Raw genomic sequence first — 21,706 nt, 5'->3', positions numbered from 1 at the left:
CATCTTTTACTCTGATTATTTGTAATGACTTGCATATTACCTTTGATAACAGAAGTTGGCAAGAGATGTAAAAAGCTAAGCTGCCACCGATAGGTGGCTTATCTTGTCATTATTATCTGGTGTATATAGATCTTTTTCTGCCGCTTTTAATTTGGGAGCTAAATCCAATGTTTTTTGCTTAACGTAAAGCGCAGTTGCGTAATCAATTAATGCATCATTTTCTTTATCTAATGCTCGGCTTTTACTTGCTTTAACGGCATCTATAGCAGTCTTGGTCAACTTAACTGCTAGGGCTGCAGCTCCTATGGCGATAGGCACTGCTCCTCCGGTAACTATGCCGAGCCCAAGTCCTACTGCCGCAATGGCAATCGAATATACATTTCCTGTTACCATTTTATAAGCAGCACCAGCTACTTTTTTTACCCCGTCCCAGGCTTTCTGATACCATTTTTTAGGGGCAGTTCCTTCTTTAGGAGCTTGCTCTTTCTTAGCAGACACTTCATTTACTTCAAAAGCTTTTTTTGGCGATTGAATTACCGAATCATCTTTTGTTTGGCGAATAATTTCAGCCCTTCTTTTTGCTTCTTCTTCTGTCTTCATATTTTTAACTGATCAATTAATATACACTTAATTATTAAGTATATATTAGATCACTATTATCTAAAAAAATGAATCTTCTTCCAATAGCACGAATTACGACAGTGTAGTATTTATGGCATTAATATATAGCTAAAAACAACTATGGCACTAGAAGCATAATATATTAGTAAAATCCTGGTATATTATTATATTAAAAGCAGTTTCGTGATTAGCTAGGTAATGTAACTATTTTATACTGGTTCTGTACGTCATAAATACTACACTATGGTAATTTGTACTATTGAAAGAAGATTCATTTTTTTAGATAATGGCGATCTAATATATACTTAATAATTAAGTATATATTAATTGATCAGTTAAAAATATGAAGACAGAAGAAGAAGCAAAAAGAAGAGCTGAAATTATTCGCCAAACAAAAGATGATTCGGTAATTCAATCGCCAAAAAAAGCTTTTGAAGTAAATGAAGTGTCTGCTAAGAAAGAGCAAGCTCCTAAAGAAGGAGCTGCCCCTAAAAAATGGTATCAGAAAGCCTGGGACGGGGTAAAAAAAGTAGCTGGTGCTGCGTTTAAAGTGATGACCAGTAATACTGGGGCGATGATTACGGCTGCCGTTGGGTTAGCGCTTGGAGTAGTGACGGGAGGAGTAGCTCCTATAGCAATAGCAGCAGTGGCTTTGGGGGTAAAAGTTGTTAAAACAGGGATCGATGCAGCAAAAGCTGTGAAGACGCGTGCGCTTGACAAGGAAAATGATGCATTAATTGACTATGCGACTGCGCTTTACGTTAAGCAAAAAACATTGGATTTGCAACCTAAACTAAAAGTGGTGGAAGATAATTTACATAAAACAGAAAGTGATAAATTAAGTAATAAAGAGCAGTTAAAACATAACCATACTTTAGAGGTGGCTGGAAAAATAGTTGGGGTGATTAATGCTGGACTTGATATAGCTACTGTAGCTTTAAATCCAACAAAAGGAATAGAAGCTGCTCATAATATTAAACACGGATTGGAAACAGCTGAAAAAATAAAGAGTGGGATTGAATTGGTTGCGACTACTTCGGAAATAGCAGGAGCTGTTGGTGGTGCCAAAGAATTCAGTGAAATGCTAAAAGAAGCGCTAAAGGGGAAGCCAGAGGTAAGAGAGCAATTAGTGAATTTAATAAATTCTGAAAGAAAGATGGGGCATGTTGGTTACGATAATTTACAAGAATTAAAAGAACAAACTCGCCAGTTGCAAGTTGATAATAAGGCTATGGTTGCGACTATGCGTGAAAGCAATTTTTATCAACTTAAACCTGAGCAGATAAAAAGTAAATTTGAAAGTAAACAGCAAGAGGTTAATAAGGATGTTCCTGAAGTACCAAAACCACAGGGTGCATTTGCTAGAGCTTGGCAGGGTATTAAAGATGCTTTAAATCCAAATAGTAAATATAATCCTAATAATGAAATCGAAACTAAAGAGCATTCAGGTTTAACTAGTGCAGTTAGAAAGGAAAATGAATCTTTAGAGATAAGTGCAAAGCAGAAGGACAAACCAATTACTCGTAGCATGGATGATTTAGATAACAAACCTAAAAGTTCTGTTGAGCAGAAAGATACACCAATAGATAGAGCAAATTTAAAAGCACAATTCAAGCAAGATCAGCTAAAATTAGATGCGCTTAAAATTAACAAAGAATTACACAGTGCAGATCATAGCCAATGTGCTGTATCTCCGAATACAGGAAAGCACACTAATAACAAAGAACATGAGCATAAAGTTACGAACAACAAAGATAATCATGGAAGGTAATAATTCGTAAAAAAAGAACTATTATTAAAGTTCCAAAATTCTAACTTTCCATCATTTGTTTACGTACTACTTTGCGTTTTCTTCTTTCAGTTTCCTGTTGTTTACGTACTTTTGCTTCGGAAGGTGGCTCATAAAAACGTGACATTTTCATTGAGCGAAATATCAGCTCTCTCTGCATCTTACGTTTTAATGTTTTTATTGCTTGCTCACCGTTACCGGCATGAACGTTAACTAATATCACTAGAATATACTCCTTTCATCTATTGAACTAGTGGCATGATACATGTATAATAGGTTGGTGTCAAGTTTTGAGAAGCATTATGACAACATTACTAGAAGAAAAGTATACAGCAGAAAAACAGCAATTTATAGCAGAAGCACAAGAATTATTATTGTTTAATTGCTGGTCTCAAACATTGTTAGAGGATATTAGTCAGCATTGTGGTTTTAACAAGGATTATCATTATCTACTTTTTCCCGATGGCGTTAGAGAGGTGGTAGAGTTTTTTGAAAATTGGCAAGATCAAAAAATGATGTTGCAATTACAGGAGCAGACTCAAATCACACAATTGAGAATCAGAGAAAAAATTGCCCTTGCGTTGCAGATTAGAATTAAAAATATCTCAAAACTGATCCATATTAGAAATAATGCCTATTTTATCTTGCCAGAAAATATATTTTTTGCGATGAGAATGGCATGGAATAGTTGTAATTTAATCTGGTATTATACTGGAGATACTGCTACTGATTTTAACCATTATAGCAAAAGAGGGTTGTTGGTTTCTGTATATTTATCAGCAATATTATTTTATATTGCTGACGAATCAGAAAATGCTGTTGATACCGACCGGTTTATTGATGATGCTCTTGAAAATATTATCAATATAGCCAAATTAAAAAATTTTGCTAAGTTACCGGAGTTAAGTAGTATTCCCATATTAAGACTGTTTACTCGGTGAAAATCAAGAATTACTGCGTCATCATCAGAGATCTGCGGTGCTCACGTACTAAAGTACGCTGCGCTCCTCGACTCTGTGATTCCTAGTACTTCTTGATTTTGACCTTCGTCTACATCCTTTTAATTTATGCTGAATAAAATTTTATAAATTTTAATTATTAATAACATGACTGAGAAAATATACCAAGATGTGGCTTCAAACGTTAATTTTCCTGAATTAGAACGAAAAATATTAGCTTATTGGGCGCAAAATAATATTTTTCAGAAATCTATAGATAATAGAGCAGGAAGTGACGAGTTCATCTTTTATGATGGGCCACCCTTTGCCAATGGTTTACCTCATTATGGTCATTTACTAACTGGTTTTATCAAAGATTTATACGCAAGATATCAAACTAGTAAAGGCAAAAAATGTGAACGAATTTTTGGTTGGGATTGTCATGGGCTGCCGGCAGAAATGGCGGCAGAAAAAGAGCTCGGTATCACCGGGCGTTTGGCGATCACTGAATTTGGCATTGATAAATTTAATGATCATTGTCGAAAATCAGTAATGAAATATACTAATGAGTGGCAGGAATATGTAAATAGACAGGCGCGGTGGGTTGATTTCGAAAATTCTTACCGAACTATGGATTTTAATTTTATGGAATCAGTACTTTGGGCATTTAAAGAATTATATAAGAAAGGTCTGGTATATGAAGCGATGAGGGTGATGCCATATTCCTGGGCATGTGAAACTCCATTATCTAATTTTGAGACTAGGCTTGATAATGCTTATAGAGAAAAATTAGATAAAGCAGTTACTGTTAGTTTTATTTTAAAAGAGAAACCACGTAATCTTCAAAGTAATTATAATTATCAAGAGTATAGGATACTGGCCTGGACGACAATGCCCTGGACTTTCCCACCTAATCTTGCTTTAGCGGTTGGTGCTGATATTGAATATGTGCTAGTACCTAAAGATAAAATTTGTTATATTTTAGCTAAATCTGCCTTAGCTAAATATGCCAAAGAACTGGCAATAAATGATGAGCAGGATTTTGAAGTGATTACTGGTCGTGATTTAGAAGGTTTATCATACCAGCCATTATTTGAATATTTTAGTGATCATCCTAATAGCTTCAGGATTCTGATCGGTAATTTTGTTACCGATACTGATGGTACTGGTGTGGTGTCAATAGCTCCTGCTTTTGGTGAAGATGATCATAATCTATGTGCACAACATAATATTGAGCTGGTTTGTCCAGTTGATAATGCGGGTATTTTTACCAGTGAAGTTGCAGATTTTGTGGGTATGCAGGTATTTGATGCCAATGATGCAATTATTATCAAACTGAAAAATCAGGGTAATTGGATTAAAACCGAACAATATATTCATAATTATCCGCATTGTTGGCGTACAGACACGCCGCTAATTTATAAGGCAGTGCCGTCCTGGTATGTGAAGGTAACAAGTTTTAAAGAGCGTATGGTTGAACTTAATCAACAAATTAACTGGATACCTTTTAGTGTTAAAGATGGTTTATTTGGTAAATGGTTGGAGAATGCCAGAGATTGGTCAATTAGTCGTAATAGGTTTTGGGGTACGCCGATTCCAATCTGGAAATCTGATGATCCAAATTACCCGCGGATTGATGTATATGGTTCAATTGCTGAGCTGGAACATGATTTTGGCGTAAAGATCCAGGATTTACATCGCCCCTTTATTGATAGCCTAACTAGAGCAAATCCTGATGATCCAACTGGTAAATCGGTGATGCGACGCGTTGAAGATGTTTTTGATTGCTGGTTTGAAAGTGGATCGATGCCGTATTCACAGGTGCATTATCCGTTTGAGAATAAGGAATGGTTTGAAACTCATTTTCCAGCTGATTTTATTGTCGAATATTCGGCTCAAACTCGAGGCTGGTTCTATACATTGATGGTATTATCAACAGCGCTTTTTGATCGACCGCCATTTTTAAACTGTATTTGTCATGGAGTAATTTTAGATAGTAGTGGCCAAAAATTATCAAAGCGGCTGAATAATTATGCTGATCCGCTGGAATTGTTTGATAAATATGGCTCAGATGCGTTAAGAGTAACAATGTTATCATCTGCGGTAGTGAAGGGGCAGGAGTTGCTGATTGATAAAGACGGTAAGATGGTTTATGAGGTTTTACGGCTGTTTATTAAACCGATCTGGAATGCTTATCATTTTTTTATTTTATATGCTAATGCTGACCGTATTAAAGCTGAATTAACTTTTAACTCCAGTGATTTATTAGATCGTTATATTTTTACAAAATTAAAAATTGCAGTAAATTCAATTGAGCAAGGGCTTGATAATTTTGATACACAATCAGCCTATGCTGCGATTGCTGATTTTTTTGAGGTGTTAAATAACTGGTATATTCGACGCAGCCGATACCGTTTTTGGAAAAGTGAGCGGGATCAGGATAAGATTGATGCTTATAATACACTTTATACTTGTTTGGAGGTAATGTGTCGGGCGATATCATCGTTATTACCTTTGATTACTGAAGAAATTTATTTAGGTCTAACTGGGGGAGTAGAAAGAGGAGAGAGCGTTCATTTAACTGATTTTCCACAATTAGATCAGCTAATTACTGATGAGAATTTAATGATGCAGATGGATAAAGTACAGGATATTTGTAGTAGTGCTTTATTTATTCGAAATCTAGAAAATATTAGAACCAGACAGCCACTGAAATCATTAACTATAATTACTGATGGCGCTGGATCATTAACAGAATTTGATGAGTTGATTAAAGATGAAATTAATGTGAAAACAATAATCCACAGACAAGATCTAGATCAATATGCCACTAAAAAATTATCGATAAATTTTCCAATGCTAGGAAAGCGTTTACCGCATAAAATGAAAGATATTATCGCAGCAAGTAAGTCAAATATTTGGGTGATTAAGGATAAACAGCTCGAGGTTGCAGGCGAATTATTGAATCCAGAGGAGTTTGCCATTATATTGGTACCTAAAGCGGCTTTTGGCGCTAAAGCCTTAGCTGATAATTCCGGACTGGTAATTCTGGATTTAGAAATTTCTGCAGAGTTGCAGGCAGAGGGTACGGCTCGGGATTTGATTCGAATTATTCAACAAGCGCGTAAAGAAGCAGGGTTTGAGATTTCAGACCGAGTATATTTAGAAATTGTAAGTATACCTCTTCAACTTCAAGAGTTGGTAGGAGAACTAGAGGTGAGCGAGCGCAAGCAGGATATAGTGCGTGAGCACGAGCAAACCCGAAGTTTGACACCCCAAATCTTGAAGTTCAAGAGGTATAAAGCTCATTTAGATGCGATGTTGCAAATACATGGAGAATTTATAAATACCCAAACTCTTAGTGAATTTGCAGTGGATTTATCAGCAGATTATAGTAGTAGTGCGGAATTACATGATCAATTATTGACGATAAAACTGAAGAAAATTATTTAACTAATTTATCTTGTTTTAAAATTTTTGGCATGATTATTGCTGTATTTAGATTAAATATAGACAATTATGCTAATTTCATTTGAAATTTAATACATTAATTTGTTATTATAATTACAATATAATTTATAAAGTTAGGAGTACATTAAAATGCCAAAAGTAGCAAATAGCGGACCAATAAATTTTAGCTCTATGTTTGATATAGACGCTATGAAGGAAAGAAGGCTAAAACCTTTTCAAGACGAAGTTAAGAAAATAGATGATAAGATTGAGTTTGGTGATAAAGAAGTTGAAGCTATTTATAAGCTACAGCAATCAATAAGTGCTTTGCAGATTGCATCCACTAAGTTTAAGGCAGGTATATTAAATTCTACGAGTGAAGCATTTTCTCAAAAAACCGTTGACGCAATTACTAATGATGTAGGTAATGCTGGAGATTATGTGACTGCCACTATTGATTCTAAAAAAGCAGCTAAAGGAGACATAGAGGTAACAGTTACTGCACTTGCTACTGCTGCCAGTGTAAGGACTGGCTTGTTCGCAGTGGGATATAATGCAATGACCCAAGATAGAGCAATACAGATAGATATTACTAATGGAGTCGCTGTTGTGCCAGCTATTATTGTTAATGTTCTACAAAATGATACTTTGCAAATTGTTTGCAATAAGTTAAATGCTCAGTTAAATGCTGAGGATATAAAAGCAGAATTAGTAACACAGGTAGGTACTAATCAGCAAGCTTTAGTTCTTAGAAGTACTGTAACTGGACTTAGAACGATTGCTGTAAATGGTGGTGGTGACGAGTTTGGTGCTGAATTTGGAAATGGTGGAGCAGCTGGAGCAATTGGAGTAGTTGTTCCTACACCTGGCGCAAATGCTAGTGCTGAGGTAGATGGAGTAGTAATCACTAGTGCTTCCAATAAATTAACAGGAGTTTTAGCTGGAGTTGATTTAGATCTAAGGAAAATTAATAACCTGGGTCAGAAACAAACAATAAGAGTTATCGATGATGTTAAGCAAGCAGCAGAACAAATTGGAGGACTACTTAATGCTTATAACGATTATATAAAATTCTCAGCCATTCAACAAAACTGGAAAGGAAACGATTATGCTAAAGATGCTGTTTTAGGCAAAGCAAATAACAGAGAAATGCAAATTACGGATAATATTGTAAAAAATATGCTTAGTATTGTTCCTGGGCTTGTAGGTATAACTGGTCTTGGTAGTATTGGTTTAGGGTTGCGGATGCTTCCGGCTGATGGAGATACTCCTGAAATACCCCAATTAACTATAAAAGATCAGGAGCGTTTTTTTGATGCAATAACAAATAATTTAGATGCGGTGGATAAATTATTTAGAAATAATACAGTCATTACTCCAACAGTAAATGCTGGTTCAACTCTTTTATATATGGATAGTAGCAGAGTGCTACCGGTTAATCTTGTGGGTCATGATATCCAAATTCAAGTTGATGTTGATGGAGGTGGGGCTGTTACTGAAGTTCGGTTTTCATTAGATGGTGGAGTGCTATTTAATGTTGCAGGTTATGATAACGGTTTTATTACTTTTGAAGGAACAGATCTAGCAGGAGTAAGTTTATTTTTTCAGAATCCAGGCAATGTTGCAATGAATGCAACAGAAGAATATACGGTGAATATAGTACAAGGTGTTTGTGATAGATTATCTATAGGTTTGAATGGATTGGTAAATACTACGTCAACAGGACTTGTCGATAAGGCGTTAGCAAGGGCGAATGAAGCTCTCACAAAGTATAGTACAGAAAAAGAAAAAACTGAAGCTGCTTTAGATGAGCAACAGAAAAAAATAGCAGCAGATGTGTTTCAATTAAGGATGATAGAAATTCAAGCAGAGTTATTTAATGATTTTCTTGAAGGATTGCTAGATAATAGATAAAAATTAAATGAAGGAAAATATTTATGGATCCATATGCTCAGTATAAATCTGTTGCCATAAAATATGTTAATAAGACTCAGCAGGTTGTTTTAATTTTTGATGAAGTAATAAAAAAATTATATCAAGCAAAGAAGTCGGCTCAAGAAAATGATATTGAAGAAAAATATAAAAGTTTGAGAAAAGCTGCAGATATTTTTGATATAGTACGTGCAGGGATTGACGTGGAAGATGGCAACGAAACTATGAGATATTTTGATCGATTTTTGTTTTCAGCTTCCATGGAAATGGAAAAATTAAATATAGAAGAAGATATAATTGAAGATACTCAAAAACTAATTGATGCAGTGCGCGGGGTTAGAGATGCTATAGTTGTAGCAGCAGAGGCAGAAGGAATCATATAAAATATATTCTAAAATTTATCTTAAATGTTGTTTTCCTTCTGTATAGGTTTAAAGCTACTTATTTTAGGTTTCTTGTGCACGTAAGAGCCTAAAATTCAACTCTGCAAAGAAAAGCTAGATTTGTGATAAAGGGGGTCTAATATCACATTTATGGTTAGCATTGTTCGCGGATTTTAAAATAGTCGTGAGCGTTGTTCACGGTTTTTAAAATTGAATGTCAATATACGGCTTACAAAGCTGACGACCAACGTCATTGCGAAGAGCTTTAGCTCTGAAGCAATCCAGTTCTTTGCACTAGATCTTCTGAATTGCTTCGGCTAAAAGCCTCAGCTCAGACGACTTTTTTTAAAAACCGTGAACACTTATGAAATTTCTATAATTTTTGACATACTACAATATAATTTGTTAAGTTATAGTTTAATTGTTCAGCAAATAAATCAACAGCTGGATTGACTGAAGTGCAGCTATAATCTGTTACCGCCAAACCACATTCTGCTAACCAGTTTTTGCTCTCTGGTATATCTTTCCACTCAATGTGATGTGAGGGTATTAATGATCCTATTGGTAATGATAATAAGAATTTGGCAGAATTTTTTGAGTTACTTACAAAGCTTTTTAAACATGTACTAGGATCTGGTACATGCTCTATTGAATCTTGAAAAATTAATAAATCATATTCTGCAAGTATTTGCTTACGCTCGCATAATATTGTCATGTCTTGTTGTTGCAAACTAATGTATTGGCTCCAAGTTGGATTCCATAAGTGCAAGAGAGTAGCTGCAAATTCCAAAGCTGATTTTTCAAAATCAATTAATGTTATGGTTTTTGTTAAGTCAAATTGATCTTTTTGCTCTTTGGTCAGGAAATTTTTAAGGTATTGTTGCGGTACACCAAAGCCAATATCTGCCATATGTTGACAATTTAGCTCTTGAATAAATCTTTCAACAATGTTTTGACGATCTATATGCCAACTATTTTTTAGCTGATTATGCAAATGTAGCACTAGTCTGTTTGTAGTTGCTCCATAAATTTCGTTGGAGTAAGAAAAAATATCTAAATCATACTCTATATAAGCATCTACTATTTCCTCGGTGCTTATATTAAACTTAGTCATTAAATATTCATTTTCTGCTGCAAATTGCTTATTATTTAAAACTTCATGTACGGCTGTAGTTAAATTTTGAATTTTTTTATCGTTAGCACTAAGCATATTAATTATTATTTTAGCTCTTTAAATTCAACTCTAGATTACTATTTTAGAAATAGCATTGCTTTATGGGTATGTCTACATTAGATCTAGGTGCTTTTATTTTTTTTCCTTAAACGGCACCATATTTTTTCAAATATTATTGGAAATAGGCCATTGCCAAATATGTTGGCAGTTGTGCAAAATGGGTCAAACAATATATACATCATTAAAATAATACCGCTCATTTCTGGAGTAAATTGTAAATTAGATTCAAGGACAGGGATCATTACTATGATAGTACCTCCTGGCACTCCAGCAGCAGCAAATTTTGCAAGCACGTAGCTAATAGCAAAAGCAAAATAGGCGGAAAACTCTGGTAGGTTATGGTATTCTACCATATATAATGACAGTGCCATCAGTGGTATACCTAATGCATCACCCAGCATATGGGTGTTAATTATTGATGGTATAATCGTTTGTGCTAATTCTTGATCTTTAACGTTTTTAACAGCTCCTGCAGTAAGAACTGGTAATGCTGCGGCACTAGACATTGTGCTAAACCCAACAATAGCGGCTGGTACTAGATTACGGATCGCTGCTATCATACGGGTCATATTAAAATTCATCGTTATTAAATAGGCAGTGCCGATATACAAACAGTGCAACATTACTAATACTAATAATAATGGTAAAAAGTTTTTAAATAAAATATTTAAAGCTCCGGTATGTTGAAGTTTTAGTATAAATCCTAAAATGAATAATGGTAAAACCGGAATAAAAATATGGTGTAAGAATTTGTTGGCTGCATCAGCAAATTTTTTAGCCGTTTGTCGTAAGCTATTGTTTTTCTTAGTGCTAGTATAAATACCTAGTAATATTCCAAATAAAAGCCCTGCAGCATTATCACATAATTTAGGTAAAGTTAGTTCAAACAGCGGCTCTAGGGTTATTTCTGATACTACATCGTCATTTATTACTGTTGCGATTATATCTTGTGATAGCATTCCTACATAATAGGAGCATAGTACAGCGACTAAATTTGAGATACACATCATACTTAATAGTAAGATGGTGAACATCATCAAGCCATTCTTTAACTGAGCAAAACTATAAAATGCAAAAGAAAATATAATAATAGGAAGTATGAATAGTAATATGCTTTTTATAGATAAGCTTACTGAGAGAAAAAGAGCTTTTAATGTTTCTGGAATAAAATTGCCAAAGATAAGACAACTTAAAATAACAATAGTTAATTTGATAGGTAAGCTAAAAAGAACTTTTTTATAATTTGTGAATATAATAATCCTTATAGTTGATTGTGATGGCGCATCTTACTGGAATTAATGATTAGAATCAACAAATTTTTATTATGAATTTAAAATCATAACATCATATGCATTATTTGCTTGCAAAAATATGCTTAATTGAGTTTAAGATATAGCTAGTCTTGCATTTCAGGACAAACTTTGACTTGTGTATATCTTTAAGTTATACACAGAGTCATATTTAATTTAAGAGCATTATTCAATTCATAACGTTATGGACAATACTAGGCTAGTAAAAAATTATGCTGTAAGTTTATTTAGTAGTGCTGTCACCGTCGGAGCACAAGATAAAATTATGATTGAACTGCAAGCAATTGAAAAAATTTTAATAGCAAATATGGAGTGTAAATTATTATTATGCACTCCTGTTGTAAGCAAGACGCAAAAATTACGATTGGTTAATATTATTACCCAATATTTGCTTGCAGATTCTATGGTCAAAAGGTTTTTAGCTATAGTAGTTAATAATGCACGCTTTAATCTCTTTTCTGATATTGTACTTTTTTATTATAAATTATTAAATGACAGCAAAAATATTAAACTTGCAGCAGTTACTTCTTCTGGTGTTTTACAGTTAAATATTCAAGATCAAGTTAAGAATTATCTGGAGTCATTGTTACAGTCACAATTAGAAATAAAATTTTATTTCGATCCAGAGATTGTTGGTGGTTTGGTTATAGAATATGATCATTATTTGTTAGATTGTTCAATTGCCGGTGCTTTGAATAGAATAGAAAAAATTACAAATATAATTAGGTAGTTAATAAATATGAGTAGCAATAAGCAGTTGAATGCTGTCGAGTTTTCTGAAATTTTAAAACGAGAAATAGCTGGTATTGGTTTAAATGATATTCAGGAAATAGGAGAGGTGATTGCAGTTGGTGATGGAGTTGCCAGAGTTTATGGTATTGAAAATGTACAAGCTGGTGAGATGGTGGAGTTTGCTTCTGGAGTGAAGGGGCTAGCTTTAAACCTTGAAAATGATGCTGTTGGTGTTGTAATAATGGGCGATGATAGTTTGGTTAAACAAGGGGATCGCGTTACTAGAACCAAAGAAATTTTACAGGTGCCGGTGGGTAAAGCTCTACTTGGTAGGGTTATAGATGGTATGGCAAATCCTGTTGATGGTCTAGGTGCAATTGTTACTGAATTTTATAATAGAGTTGAAGTGCAGGCTCCTAATATCATTCAACGGCAGAGTGTACATGAGCCGGTGCAAACGGGAATCAAGGCAATAGATGCTTTAATCCCAATCGGTAGAGGGCAACGTGAATTAATTATTGGAGATCGCCAGACTGGTAAGACTGCCATTGCTATTGATACTATTATTAATCAAAAGCATGGACATTTAACTGATGATGAGCACAATAAAATTTATTGTATCTATGTAGCTATAGGTCAAAAACGTTCTACAGTAGCAAGAGTAGTTGATAAGCTAACCAAAGCTGGAGCGATGCATTATACGGTAGTAGTGGCTGCTACAGCTTCTGATCCTGCTCCCTTACAGTTTTTAGCACCATATATAGCGTGCAGTATTGGGGAATATTTTCGTGATAATGGTATGCATGCGCTGATTGTCTACGACGATTTAACCAAGCATGCAGTGGCATATCGGCAAATTTCTTTGTTGCTGCGTAGACCGCCGGGGCGAGAGGCTTATCCAGGTGATGTATTTTATTTACATTCAAGGTTGTTGGAGCGAGCGGCTAAAATGTCGGATAAGTGTGGTGCAGGCTCGTTAACGGCGTTACCAATAATTGAGACTCAGTCCGGCGATGTTTCAGCTTATATACCGACAAATGTTATTTCAATTACCGATGGACAAATATTTTTAGAAAGTGAGTTGTTTTATAAAGGAATTCGGCCAGCGGTCAATGTTGGTATTAGTGTTAGTAGAGTAGGATCAGCTGCCCAAATAAAAGCTATGAAACAGGTGGCAGGATCAATCAAACTTGACTTAGCTCAATTCAGAGAAATGGCGGCTTTTGCACAATTTGGATCAGATTTGGATGAATCGACGCAAGCATTAATCGCGCGTGGACTCAGGTTAACGGAAATATTGAAGCAACCACAATATGCGCCGTTAGTGGTAGAAGAGCAGGTGATTAGTTTATATGCTGGCGTCAAAGGTTATTTAGATCAGATTCCAGTTGCTCAAGTTAAAGAATTTGAACACAAACTGCTTGAAGAAATAAGGTTTAAGTCTATTGATATTTTAACCTCTATAAAAGATGAACAAAAACTTACTGAGAGTACAGAGCAGCAATTAAAGTTGCTGTTAGAAAAATTTGTTCATGAGTTTTTAGTAAAATAGGGTTGTATGCTCATTTCTTTCTACGAATTGCGGAGCCTAGAAAACTTATCGTTTTATAGGGGTATACTGCTCAATACCTGCGAATTGGATTTGATTTTGAGGTGTGAGCACCCGCAAGCTGTTATATATACGTGAGGATGCGAATCGCTGATAAAATCAAAAAACAATTCTTGAAGTATGAGCAGTATATATGTCAGGTTTAAAGCAGTTGCGTACCCGCTTAAAAAGTATAAAATCGACGCAGAAAATTACTAAAGCAATGCAGCTGGTTGCAGCTTCTAAGCTTAAGAGAGCGAGGGCTCATATTATTGATGCTGATCATTATTTGGAATTAATAGTGGGTACGGTGCAAAGCATAGCTAGTAATGTGGATTTATTGGAATCATTAAAAGAAGAAAAAGTCTTTTTTGATACAACAGATTCTGAAAAACCAAATTTATTAGTTTTAATTACTTCTGAGCGTGGTTTGTGCGGTGCTTTTAATAGTACGGTAATTAAACAGGTAAAGCAGGAAATTATCAATTTAGAACGTCATAATCAACAAATAAAACTAATAATTGTAGGTAAGAAGGGGTATGAGGCTTTAAAAAACCGGTATCCTAAGTATATAGATAGTTATCTTAATGTTTCAAAAAACAATGCTGAATTAATGCAATATCAGTTGCAACAAAAAATTATGAATTTTGTAAGAAGTAATGCTGTTGGTAATTGTTATTTATTTTTTAATAAATTCCAAAATGCTATGTCCTATAAGATTATCAAATCTCAGTTATTTCCAATAGTTAGTGGCTCTTATCAACCAGTTGATAAATTAGCTCATGAGTATGAAGGAGATAAATGTATTAGTAGTGCTATTAATTTATATGTTATGGGACAACTAACTTATGCATTGGTTCATAGTAAGGCAAGTGAAGAAGGAGCTAGAATGACAGCTATGGATGGAGCAACCAAGAATGCTAATAAAATTGTGAATGAATTAACATTAAAATTTAATCGAACGAGACAAAGAATTATTACTAAGGAGTTGATAGAAATTATTTCTGGGGCAGAGGTGGTATAATATTATTCTGCTTGAGAGTGTTCAATAAACTACGTCAAGTGAGAAAAAAGAGACGACATGAACAGTCTTGCTTGTGCACCACGGCCGTCATTGCGAGACCACTAACGTGGTCTCGCAATGACGTGGAGGCGTCTCAGCTCAGACGCTGGGGAGCTCGTAATAACGAGTCATATCGACCTTATTCCTTAACTTGACACAGTTTATAAATGCTCTCTTCAACTTGGCGCAAAAGATGTTCAAATAAATAGACAAAGTTTAACTAGTATATAACAAGTATTTTTTATATTAAGGTATATAAATGTCAAATAATATTGGAAAAGTTACGCAAATTATTTCAGCAATAGTGGATGTAAAATTTGGAGAAGGTCATAAGTTGCCACAAATTTTAAATGCTTTAGAGTGTGATAATAATGGCAATAAACTAACTTTAGAGGTTGCTCAGCATGTAGGCGATAATGTGGTGCGTTGTATTGCTATGGGAGTTACTGAAGGATTAGTGCGAGGAACGCTAGTTACAGATACTGGTAATCCAATTCAGGTGCCGGTAGGTATTGAAACTCTTGGTAGAATAATTAATGTAATCGGAGAACCTATTGATGGTTTAGGAAGCATTAATGCTAAGCAAACTGTAACCATTCATAGGCAAGCACCAGCATTCATTGATCAATCCACAGAAAAACGAATATTGGTTACTGGGATTAAAGTTATTGATTTGTTAACTCCATATGCTAAAGGCGGTAAGATTGGTTTATTCGGTGGTGCTGGTGTTGGTAAGACTGTGTTAATTATGGAATTAATTAATAATATCGCTAAAGCACATGGTGGCTTTACGGTATTTGCTGGAGTTGGTGAAAGAACTAGAGAAGGTAACGATCTATATCACGAGATGATTGATTCTGGAGTAATTAATTTAGAAGAACTCACTAAGTCAAAAGTTAGTTTAGTATATGGCCAGATGAATGAACCGCCTGGGGCAAGAGCAAGAGTTGCATTAACTGGTCTTACGATGGCTGAATATTTTCGTGATTTGGATGGTGGTCAAGATGTATTATTTTTTGTTGATAATATCTTTAGATTTACCCAGGCCGGTGCAGAAGTGTCAGCAACCTTAGGTAGGATACCATCTGCAGTTGGTTATCAACCAACTCTGGCAACAGATATGGGAGCCTTACAAGAGCGTATTACCTCAACCAAAAGTGGTTCTATTACTTCTGTTCAAGCGGTATATGTGCCAGCCGATGATTTAACTGACCCAGCTCCTGCTGCTTCTTTTACGCATTTAGATGCTACTACAGTATTAAGTAGAAATATTGCCGAACTAGGGATTTATCCGGCAGTAGATCCACTTGATAGTAACTCGCAAATGTTGGATCCGGATATTGTAGGAGAAGAGCATTATTCAGTGGCAAGATCTGTCCAGCAAATATTGCAAAATTATAAATCATTACAAGATATTATTGCAATTCTTGGTATGGATGAGCTTTCTGAAGAAGATAAATTAGTGGTAGCACGAGCTAGAAAGATTCAGAGGTTTTTATCTCAACCTTTCACTGTTGCTGAAGTATTTACTGGCGCTAAAGGAAAATTTGTTGAGTTAAAAGATACTATAATCGGATTTAAAGATTTGATTGAAGGCAAATATGATCATTTACCGGAAGCGGCTTTTTATATGACTGGTACCATTGATGAGGTGATTGCAAAGGCGGAAAAGCTTAAGCAGAGTGCAAATAAGAAATAGGTTTGACTGGTATGGATAAGAAGGCAACAATTCTAGTTAATATTGTTACTCCTACTAGTTTGCTAGTAAGTTGTCAAGCATCGATGGTAATAATACCTGGAGAAGAAGGAGAATTTGGCGTGTTGCCGAGACATATGTTGTTAATTTCGAATTTATCTGCAGGTATTGTTAAAATTACTAAAAACGGTGATATTTTGCGATATTTTGTCGATGGTGGTATAGCGCAAGTAACAGAAACAGCAGTAAATATTCTTACTGAATTTTCAGTTAATTTAGCTGTTGAACAAAAAAATATAATAATAGAAAAAATTAATAATTATAAGGCTGAGTTAGAAAAAGCTAATGATCAGCTTTATATGGATCTGATTTGTAGCAATATAGCTAGATATGAAGCGATGTTAAGATATATTCGTCAGTGAATTAGTAGACCTCTTTCCCAAACTCAATTTCTGATGGTAATTTTATTGTCGACACGCAGGCCGAGCACTCCTCACGTATTTCTATAATACTGCTTGCGGTGCTCGCCTGCGTGTCTCCTAAAAATTCCTCATCATAAATGGGTTTGGGAAAGAGGTCTATTCAATAAACTGAAGGAAATGAAGCGAGTAACCACTCTCGCCGTCTTGCTTGAGACCACGATAGTGGTCGAAGCAATCCAGTAAAACATGTTGTCCATTTTCTGGATTGCTTCGGCAACGCCTCGCAATGACGGCGGGGAGCTCAAGCAAGACGATTCATATCTTTATCTTTTTCCTTAACTTAGTATGGATGGTTCAATAAACTGTGTTATAATCTGCTGTTACCAACTCTCTTGAGCTTAAAGTCATCCCGAACTTGTTTCGGGATCTCATCAGGATTTCATAAGATCCCGAAACAAGTTCGGGATGACTTTAATGTGTTCAGAATGGCTAATATAAGCAACGCTCACGATAATTAACTCTCAAAATAAAGCTCATGAAACGGTTTGAATTTAAGAAGCTTATTAGAAATAAGCTGCCTGTTAGAATGATTGAAGAGGGAGTAGTTATTCACCCTAAAATTCTTAGCCATGAAGAATTTTGTCAAGCATTGAAATGTAAACTTATTGAAGAAGCTGGAGAAGTATCGCAAGCTCAAGAAGTAAAAGATATTATAGTTGAATTAGCTGATGTTTTAGAAGTAATACATGCTTTAGCTGAGGCTTATCAGCTTTCTTTTAGTGACATTGAAAAAGCAAGATTGTCTAAGCGTGAGATAAACGGTCATTTTGATCGGGAAACTTATATGGATTATATAGAAGTTGATGAAAATAATCATAAGGTCATCCAATATCTGTTAGATAAAAACAGACCGTATAAATTTAAGTAATTAATAATGGCAATTAAGAATTATCAATTTTTTAAGCAATTAATACAACTTCCTTTTGTACAAGAAATATGGTTATTTGGTTCGCGTGCACGTGGTGATAATCAAGAGAGAGCGGATATTGATCTAGCTATTTATTGTCCTGATGCTAGCGATAGCAATTGGTTAACAATTTTAGATATTATTGAGGCTGCAGATACGCTTCTTAAAATTGATTGTATTAGACTTGATGAGTTAAGTGATATATCACCAATCAAAAAATCTATTATCGATCAGGGAATCAAGCTTTATGAGTGAATCCAAGATTAAATTAGCTTTTGTAAAGTTGCAAAAAGCACTATATGCGCTTGAGATTATCGCTGTAAAACCTTTGCAAGAGGATCGTAGTAATATTGATGCAACTATTCAACGTTTTGAGTTTACAATTGAACTTTTCTGGAAACTTTTGAAATCTATCCTAGAGAGTAAAGGAGTTGAAGTTCTATACCCAAAGGATATCTTACGAGAAGCATATAAAGGATATCTTATTGATCATGAAGAGCAATGGTTACGAATGCTAAAAGATCGAAATCTTACTTCTCATACTTATGATGAAAACTTGGCCGATATTATTTATCAAAGAATTCTTACTTATGTTCCATTATTTAAAGAGACTTACATAAAGCTGGCAGATAAATTTAATGACGAAACTATTGATCGGTCTTAAGGTTAAGGCGAGCGCAAAATCTAATGCAATTGGCAATTATATAGAAATTAATGGTAAAAATTATTTACAACTTTCTATTCAAGCGGTGCCAATCGATGGGAAGGCCAATAAAGAGATCGTTGATTTTTTAGCAAATGAATGGAAGATCGCTAAAATAAATTTAGAAATTATTCGAGGGTCAACTAGTAGTTTTAAAATCTTAGCAATAAAAAATATTGAACCTGACTATTTAAATTTGATCTTAAAGCACTATATGAAATAGATCTAATAGGTACAAATAATTAAGGTGGTGTGCAGTATGTCTCAGGAAAAAAAGAAATTTGATGCAGAGGTTGGCAAGGTTTTACATTTGATGATCCATTCTCTTTATACCAATAAAGAGATTTTTATGAGAGAGCTAATCTCAAATGCATCAGATGCTTGTGATAAATTAAGGTATTTATCACAGCTTGATCATAGTTTAATTGCTGATGATAGTAATTTTAAAATTACAGTCAAAGTTGATAAGGATAAACGTACTATTACCATACGTGATAATGGTATTGGAATGAATAAATCAGATTTAATCGAAAATCTTGGTACTATTGCTCGTTCAGGAACACAAATGTTTGCTGAACAATTATCCGGTGACGTTAAAAAAGATAATTTATTAATTGGACAATTTGGAGTTGGTTTTTACTCTGCTTTTATGATAGCGGACGCTATTAGTGTCACTTCAAAAAAAGCTGGAGAGCAACAGGCTTATGTTTGGCATTCAGATGGAGCAGGGGAGTATACTGTTGCTGAAGCTGAATTGGAATTTTTGCGCGGTACTGAGATAGTGATTCAGGTTAAAGCTCAGGAAGATACTTATCTTGATCATTTTCGATTAAAACATATCATTAAGAGTTATTCCGATCACATCACTGTTCCAGTATATTTTGTTTATGCACAAAACAATGAGGTGCAGGTCAATTCTTGTTCTGCTTTGTGGACAAGGCCTAAGTCAGAAATTACCAAAGAGCAATATCAGGAATTGTATAAAAGCCTGTCATATGCAGCTGATGAGCCATGGTTGATTATGCATAATAAGAATGAGGGGGCTGCTGAGTTTACTAATTTATTATTTATTCCATCGAGTAAGACTTTTGATTTATTTCATCCTGATCGTAGGCGCCGAGTAAAATTATATATTAAACGGGTGTTTATTTCGGATGAAAATATTGATTTGATTCCACATTATCTCAGATTTTTACGTGGTGTAGTTGATTCAGAAGATTTGCCACTTAATATTAATCGTGAAACATTGCAGCATAATGCGATAATTGAGAAAATAAAATCAGCAATCACTAAACGAGTAATCAATGAATTGAAGAAGAAAAAAGAGGAAGCTCCGGAAGAGTACCTCAATTTTTGGACAAATTTTGGTGGAGTATTAAAAGAAGGCTTATGTGAAGCAATGGCTGATCATGATAAGTTGCTGGAAGTTTGCATATTTAAAAGTTATCAACTTGATAAAATGATTAGTCTGGATGAGTATATCAGCCGCTGTAATCCAGAGCAAAAAACTATCTATTACTTAAGTGGAGATGATTCGGTTAAATTACGTTCCAGTCCACAAATTGAAGGATTTATCAGTCGAGGTATAGATGTATTATTATTTACCGATACTGTTGATGATTTTTGGGTAAATGTAAATAGTAAATATAAAGACTATGAGATAAAATCAGTTACAAGAGCAGATATTAATTTGGAAACGCCGGAAGCTCAGGAAAAAACATCAAACACTAATGACGAAGATAATGTTGAAGTTACAGAAGATTATCAGCAGCTGATCCAATATTTTAAGCAGATATTAGGAGACTTGGTGCGTGATGTAAAAATTTCACGAAAACTAACAGCAAGTCCTGCCTGTCTTGCTATTGGGGATGGGGCAATGGATATACGGATGGAACGGTTTTTAATAGAGCAGAAACAACTGGTGACAACAACTGCAAAAATACTGGAACTTAATCCTAAGCATCAAATTCTTGAGAAAATAAATCAAGATGTGTTGTCTGATAAAAATAATTATGATAATGAGGAATTAGTTAGGTTGATTTTTGATCAAGCTTGTATTATTGAAGGTGAACCGGTGAACGATGTTGGAGAATTCGCCAAGCGGCTAAATAATGTACTACAGCGAGTAATTATATTATGAGATTATTTTATCAGCCATGCCATTGCGGTAAAAATTGACACTGCCGGGAGTAGTATATAGTGGTAGATAGTAGCCGTCTTTCGGTACTAATAACGGTGGGTCTAATTGTTTCTGTGCTACTTTGAGAGTTATTTGTCGTAAACTATTAAGTAACTTAATATCTGGTAATACATGGTGCGCAGGAGCATAGCCATAGGCTTCACCTTCTTCTTTGATCCAGCGCGTAACCAAAAACGGGAAATAGGAATATCCTGATTCAGTGATTATTTTTGCTTCACTAAGATAAATATATTCTGAAGTATAAGTATGTTTGCCAGTTTTGTTCTTGTCGCTATTAGGCAGCACTACATGCAGTATTTCTAGCCGTTCATCTGGAATTTTGGCTAGTTTTTCTCTAAACGGAGCAAATTCAGGCCATTTATTAGCTGCAGTTTGTACGGGTATTATAAACAGCCGATACATGGAATTGACAAAGCCAAACTTGTCTTCTTCAAAATAACATTCTTTTAAGTTGATATTGCGGAAGAATACTGATTAATACATAGAATATTACGGCATTTGATAGAATTAAAAATTACTGTCTTAAGTTCCTGCTGGATAAACACACTTTGCTCCAGTTCCAACAGACACTGCCGCACTCGACGCTGACAAACTCCCAGCTCTTGTTCAAAAAATAATAGCTTTCTTGTAATTCATCTGTATTATTATCTCGACAACCGTAAACCTGCATACGATAAA

General features: G+C 34.8%; 20 protein-coding genes. 15 read left to right on the top strand and 5 right to left on the bottom strand.

Annotation, left to right across the window (positions count from 1 at the left end; all coding sequences use genetic code 11):
- Positions 1 to 75 precede the first annotated feature (75 nt).
- On the bottom strand, positions 76 to 600 hold the full coding sequence (locus tag R2I74_RS02920; RefSeq protein WP_316353847.1) for a hypothetical protein: 525 nt from the start codon (positions 598 to 600) through the stop codon (positions 76 to 78).
- A 364-nt stretch (positions 601 to 964) separates the two neighbouring features.
- Here R2I74_RS02920 and R2I74_RS02915 point away from each other — a divergent pair, with 364 nt between their 5' ends.
- Positions 965 to 2,392 (top strand): hypothetical protein, encoded by a 1,428-nt coding sequence (locus tag R2I74_RS02915; protein ID WP_316353845.1) that lies wholly within the window; start codon positions 965 to 967, stop codon positions 2,390 to 2,392.
- 40 nt (positions 2,393 to 2,432) lie between these two features.
- Here the strand turns inward: R2I74_RS02915 and rpsU are convergent, their stop codons facing one another.
- Complete coding sequence (gene rpsU, locus R2I74_RS02910; RefSeq protein WP_316353843.1) at positions 2,433 to 2,633, bottom strand: 30S ribosomal protein S21; 201 nt, start codon at positions 2,631 to 2,633, stop codon at positions 2,433 to 2,435.
- Between the two features lie 79 nt (positions 2,634 to 2,712).
- Here rpsU and R2I74_RS02905 point away from each other — a divergent pair, with 79 nt between their 5' ends.
- The 4 genes from R2I74_RS02905 to R2I74_RS02890 all read left to right on the top strand — a co-directional run bounded on the left by R2I74_RS02905 (position 2,713) and on the right by R2I74_RS02890 (position 9,113).
- Positions 2,713 to 3,351 carry a COQ9 family protein gene (locus R2I74_RS02905; RefSeq protein WP_316353841.1) on the top strand — a complete coding sequence of 213 codons (639 nt, stop codon included), beginning with the start codon at positions 2,713 to 2,715 and terminating at the stop codon, positions 3,349 to 3,351.
- A 165-nt stretch (positions 3,352 to 3,516) separates the two neighbouring features.
- Complete coding sequence (gene ileS / locus R2I74_RS02900; RefSeq protein ID WP_316353838.1) at positions 3,517 to 6,801, top strand: isoleucine--tRNA ligase; 3,285 nt, start codon at positions 3,517 to 3,519, stop codon at positions 6,799 to 6,801.
- Positions 6,802 to 6,948: 147 nt separating this feature from the next.
- Positions 6,949 to 8,712 carry a flagellar filament capping protein FliD gene (gene fliD / locus R2I74_RS02895; protein ID WP_316353836.1) on the top strand — a complete coding sequence of 588 codons (1,764 nt, stop codon included), beginning with the start codon at positions 6,949 to 6,951 and terminating at the stop codon, positions 8,710 to 8,712.
- A gap of 23 nt (positions 8,713 to 8,735) precedes the next feature.
- The gene (locus tag R2I74_RS02890; protein ID WP_316353833.1) at positions 8,736 to 9,113 is read left to right on the top strand and encodes a flagellar protein FliS; all 378 of its coding nucleotides are present in this window, start codon (positions 8,736 to 8,738) and stop codon (positions 9,111 to 9,113) included.
- A 373-nt stretch (positions 9,114 to 9,486) separates the two neighbouring features.
- On the opposite strand, the gene R2I74_RS02885 is transcribed toward R2I74_RS02890, so the two are convergent.
- Both R2I74_RS02885 and R2I74_RS02880 read right to left on the bottom strand, forming a co-directional pair.
- Complete coding sequence (locus R2I74_RS02885; RefSeq protein WP_316353830.1) at positions 9,487 to 10,323, bottom strand: methyltransferase domain-containing protein; 837 nt, start codon at positions 10,321 to 10,323, stop codon at positions 9,487 to 9,489.
- Between the two features lie 86 nt (positions 10,324 to 10,409).
- The gene (locus R2I74_RS02880; protein WP_394355850.1) at positions 10,410 to 11,549 is read right to left on the bottom strand and encodes a cation:dicarboxylate symporter family transporter; all 1,140 of its coding nucleotides are present in this window, start codon (positions 11,547 to 11,549) and stop codon (positions 10,410 to 10,412) included.
- Positions 11,550 to 11,841: 292 nt separating this feature from the next.
- Between R2I74_RS02880 and atpH the strand changes: the two genes are divergently transcribed.
- The 10 genes from atpH (at position 11,842) to htpG (ending at position 20,968) form a co-directional block, all read left to right on the top strand.
- Positions 11,842 to 12,387, top strand: a complete 546-nt coding sequence (gene atpH, locus R2I74_RS02875; protein ID WP_316353828.1) for an ATP synthase F1 subunit delta — start codon at positions 11,842 to 11,844, stop codon at positions 12,385 to 12,387.
- A gap of 9 nt (positions 12,388 to 12,396) precedes the next feature.
- Complete coding sequence (atpA, locus tag R2I74_RS02870) at positions 12,397 to 13,941, top strand: F0F1 ATP synthase subunit alpha (RefSeq protein WP_316353826.1); 1,545 nt, start codon at positions 12,397 to 12,399, stop codon at positions 13,939 to 13,941.
- Between the two features lie 190 nt (positions 13,942 to 14,131).
- Positions 14,132 to 15,001, top strand: coding sequence for an ATP synthase F1 subunit gamma (gene atpG / locus R2I74_RS02865; RefSeq protein ID WP_316353824.1), 870 nt, complete (start codon positions 14,132 to 14,134; stop codon positions 14,999 to 15,001).
- A 298-nt stretch (positions 15,002 to 15,299) separates the two neighbouring features.
- A complete protein-coding gene (gene atpD / locus R2I74_RS02860) occupies positions 15,300 to 16,739 on the top strand; it encodes a F0F1 ATP synthase subunit beta (protein WP_316353822.1) in 1,440 nt (479 codons plus the stop codon).
- Between the two features lie 11 nt (positions 16,740 to 16,750).
- Complete coding sequence (gene atpC, locus R2I74_RS02855; protein WP_316353819.1) at positions 16,751 to 17,158, top strand: ATP synthase F1 subunit epsilon; 408 nt, start codon at positions 16,751 to 16,753, stop codon at positions 17,156 to 17,158.
- A gap of 535 nt (positions 17,159 to 17,693) precedes the next feature.
- The gene (locus tag R2I74_RS02850) at positions 17,694 to 18,086 is read left to right on the top strand and encodes a nucleoside triphosphate pyrophosphohydrolase (RefSeq protein WP_316353814.1); all 393 of its coding nucleotides are present in this window, start codon (positions 17,694 to 17,696) and stop codon (positions 18,084 to 18,086) included.
- A 6-nt stretch (positions 18,087 to 18,092) separates the two neighbouring features.
- Positions 18,093 to 18,380, top strand: coding sequence for a nucleotidyltransferase domain-containing protein (locus R2I74_RS02845; protein ID WP_316353811.1), 288 nt, complete (start codon positions 18,093 to 18,095; stop codon positions 18,378 to 18,380).
- On the top strand, positions 18,373 to 18,789 hold the full coding sequence (locus R2I74_RS02840) for an HI0074 family nucleotidyltransferase substrate-binding subunit (protein ID WP_316353807.1): 417 nt from the start codon (positions 18,373 to 18,375) through the stop codon (positions 18,787 to 18,789). Before R2I74_RS02845 ends, R2I74_RS02840 begins: the two co-directional genes overlap by 8 nt.
- A complete protein-coding gene (locus R2I74_RS02835; protein ID WP_316353804.1) occupies positions 18,764 to 19,051 on the top strand; it encodes a DUF167 family protein in 288 nt (95 codons plus the stop codon). Before R2I74_RS02840 ends, R2I74_RS02835 begins: the two co-directional genes overlap by 26 nt.
- 36 nt (positions 19,052 to 19,087) lie before the next feature.
- Positions 19,088 to 20,968, top strand: coding sequence for a molecular chaperone HtpG (gene htpG, locus R2I74_RS02830; protein WP_316353802.1), 1,881 nt, complete (start codon positions 19,088 to 19,090; stop codon positions 20,966 to 20,968).
- Here htpG and R2I74_RS02825 read toward each other — a convergent pair.
- Positions 20,963 to 21,484 (bottom strand): portal protein, encoded by a 522-nt coding sequence (locus R2I74_RS02825; protein ID WP_316355255.1) that lies wholly within the window; start codon positions 21,482 to 21,484, stop codon positions 20,963 to 20,965. The two genes, htpG and R2I74_RS02825, sit on opposite strands and share 6 nt — an antisense overlap.
- Positions 21,485 to 21,706 lie beyond the last annotated feature (222 nt).

The sequence above is a fragment of the Candidatus Trichorickettsia mobilis genome (assembly GCF_963422225.1).
Classification (GTDB): Bacteria; Pseudomonadota; Alphaproteobacteria; order Rickettsiales; family Rickettsiaceae; genus Trichorickettsia; species Trichorickettsia mobilis_B.
Note: the sequence above shows the minus strand (reverse complement) of the source record. Positions and strands in the feature narration are given on the sequence as shown.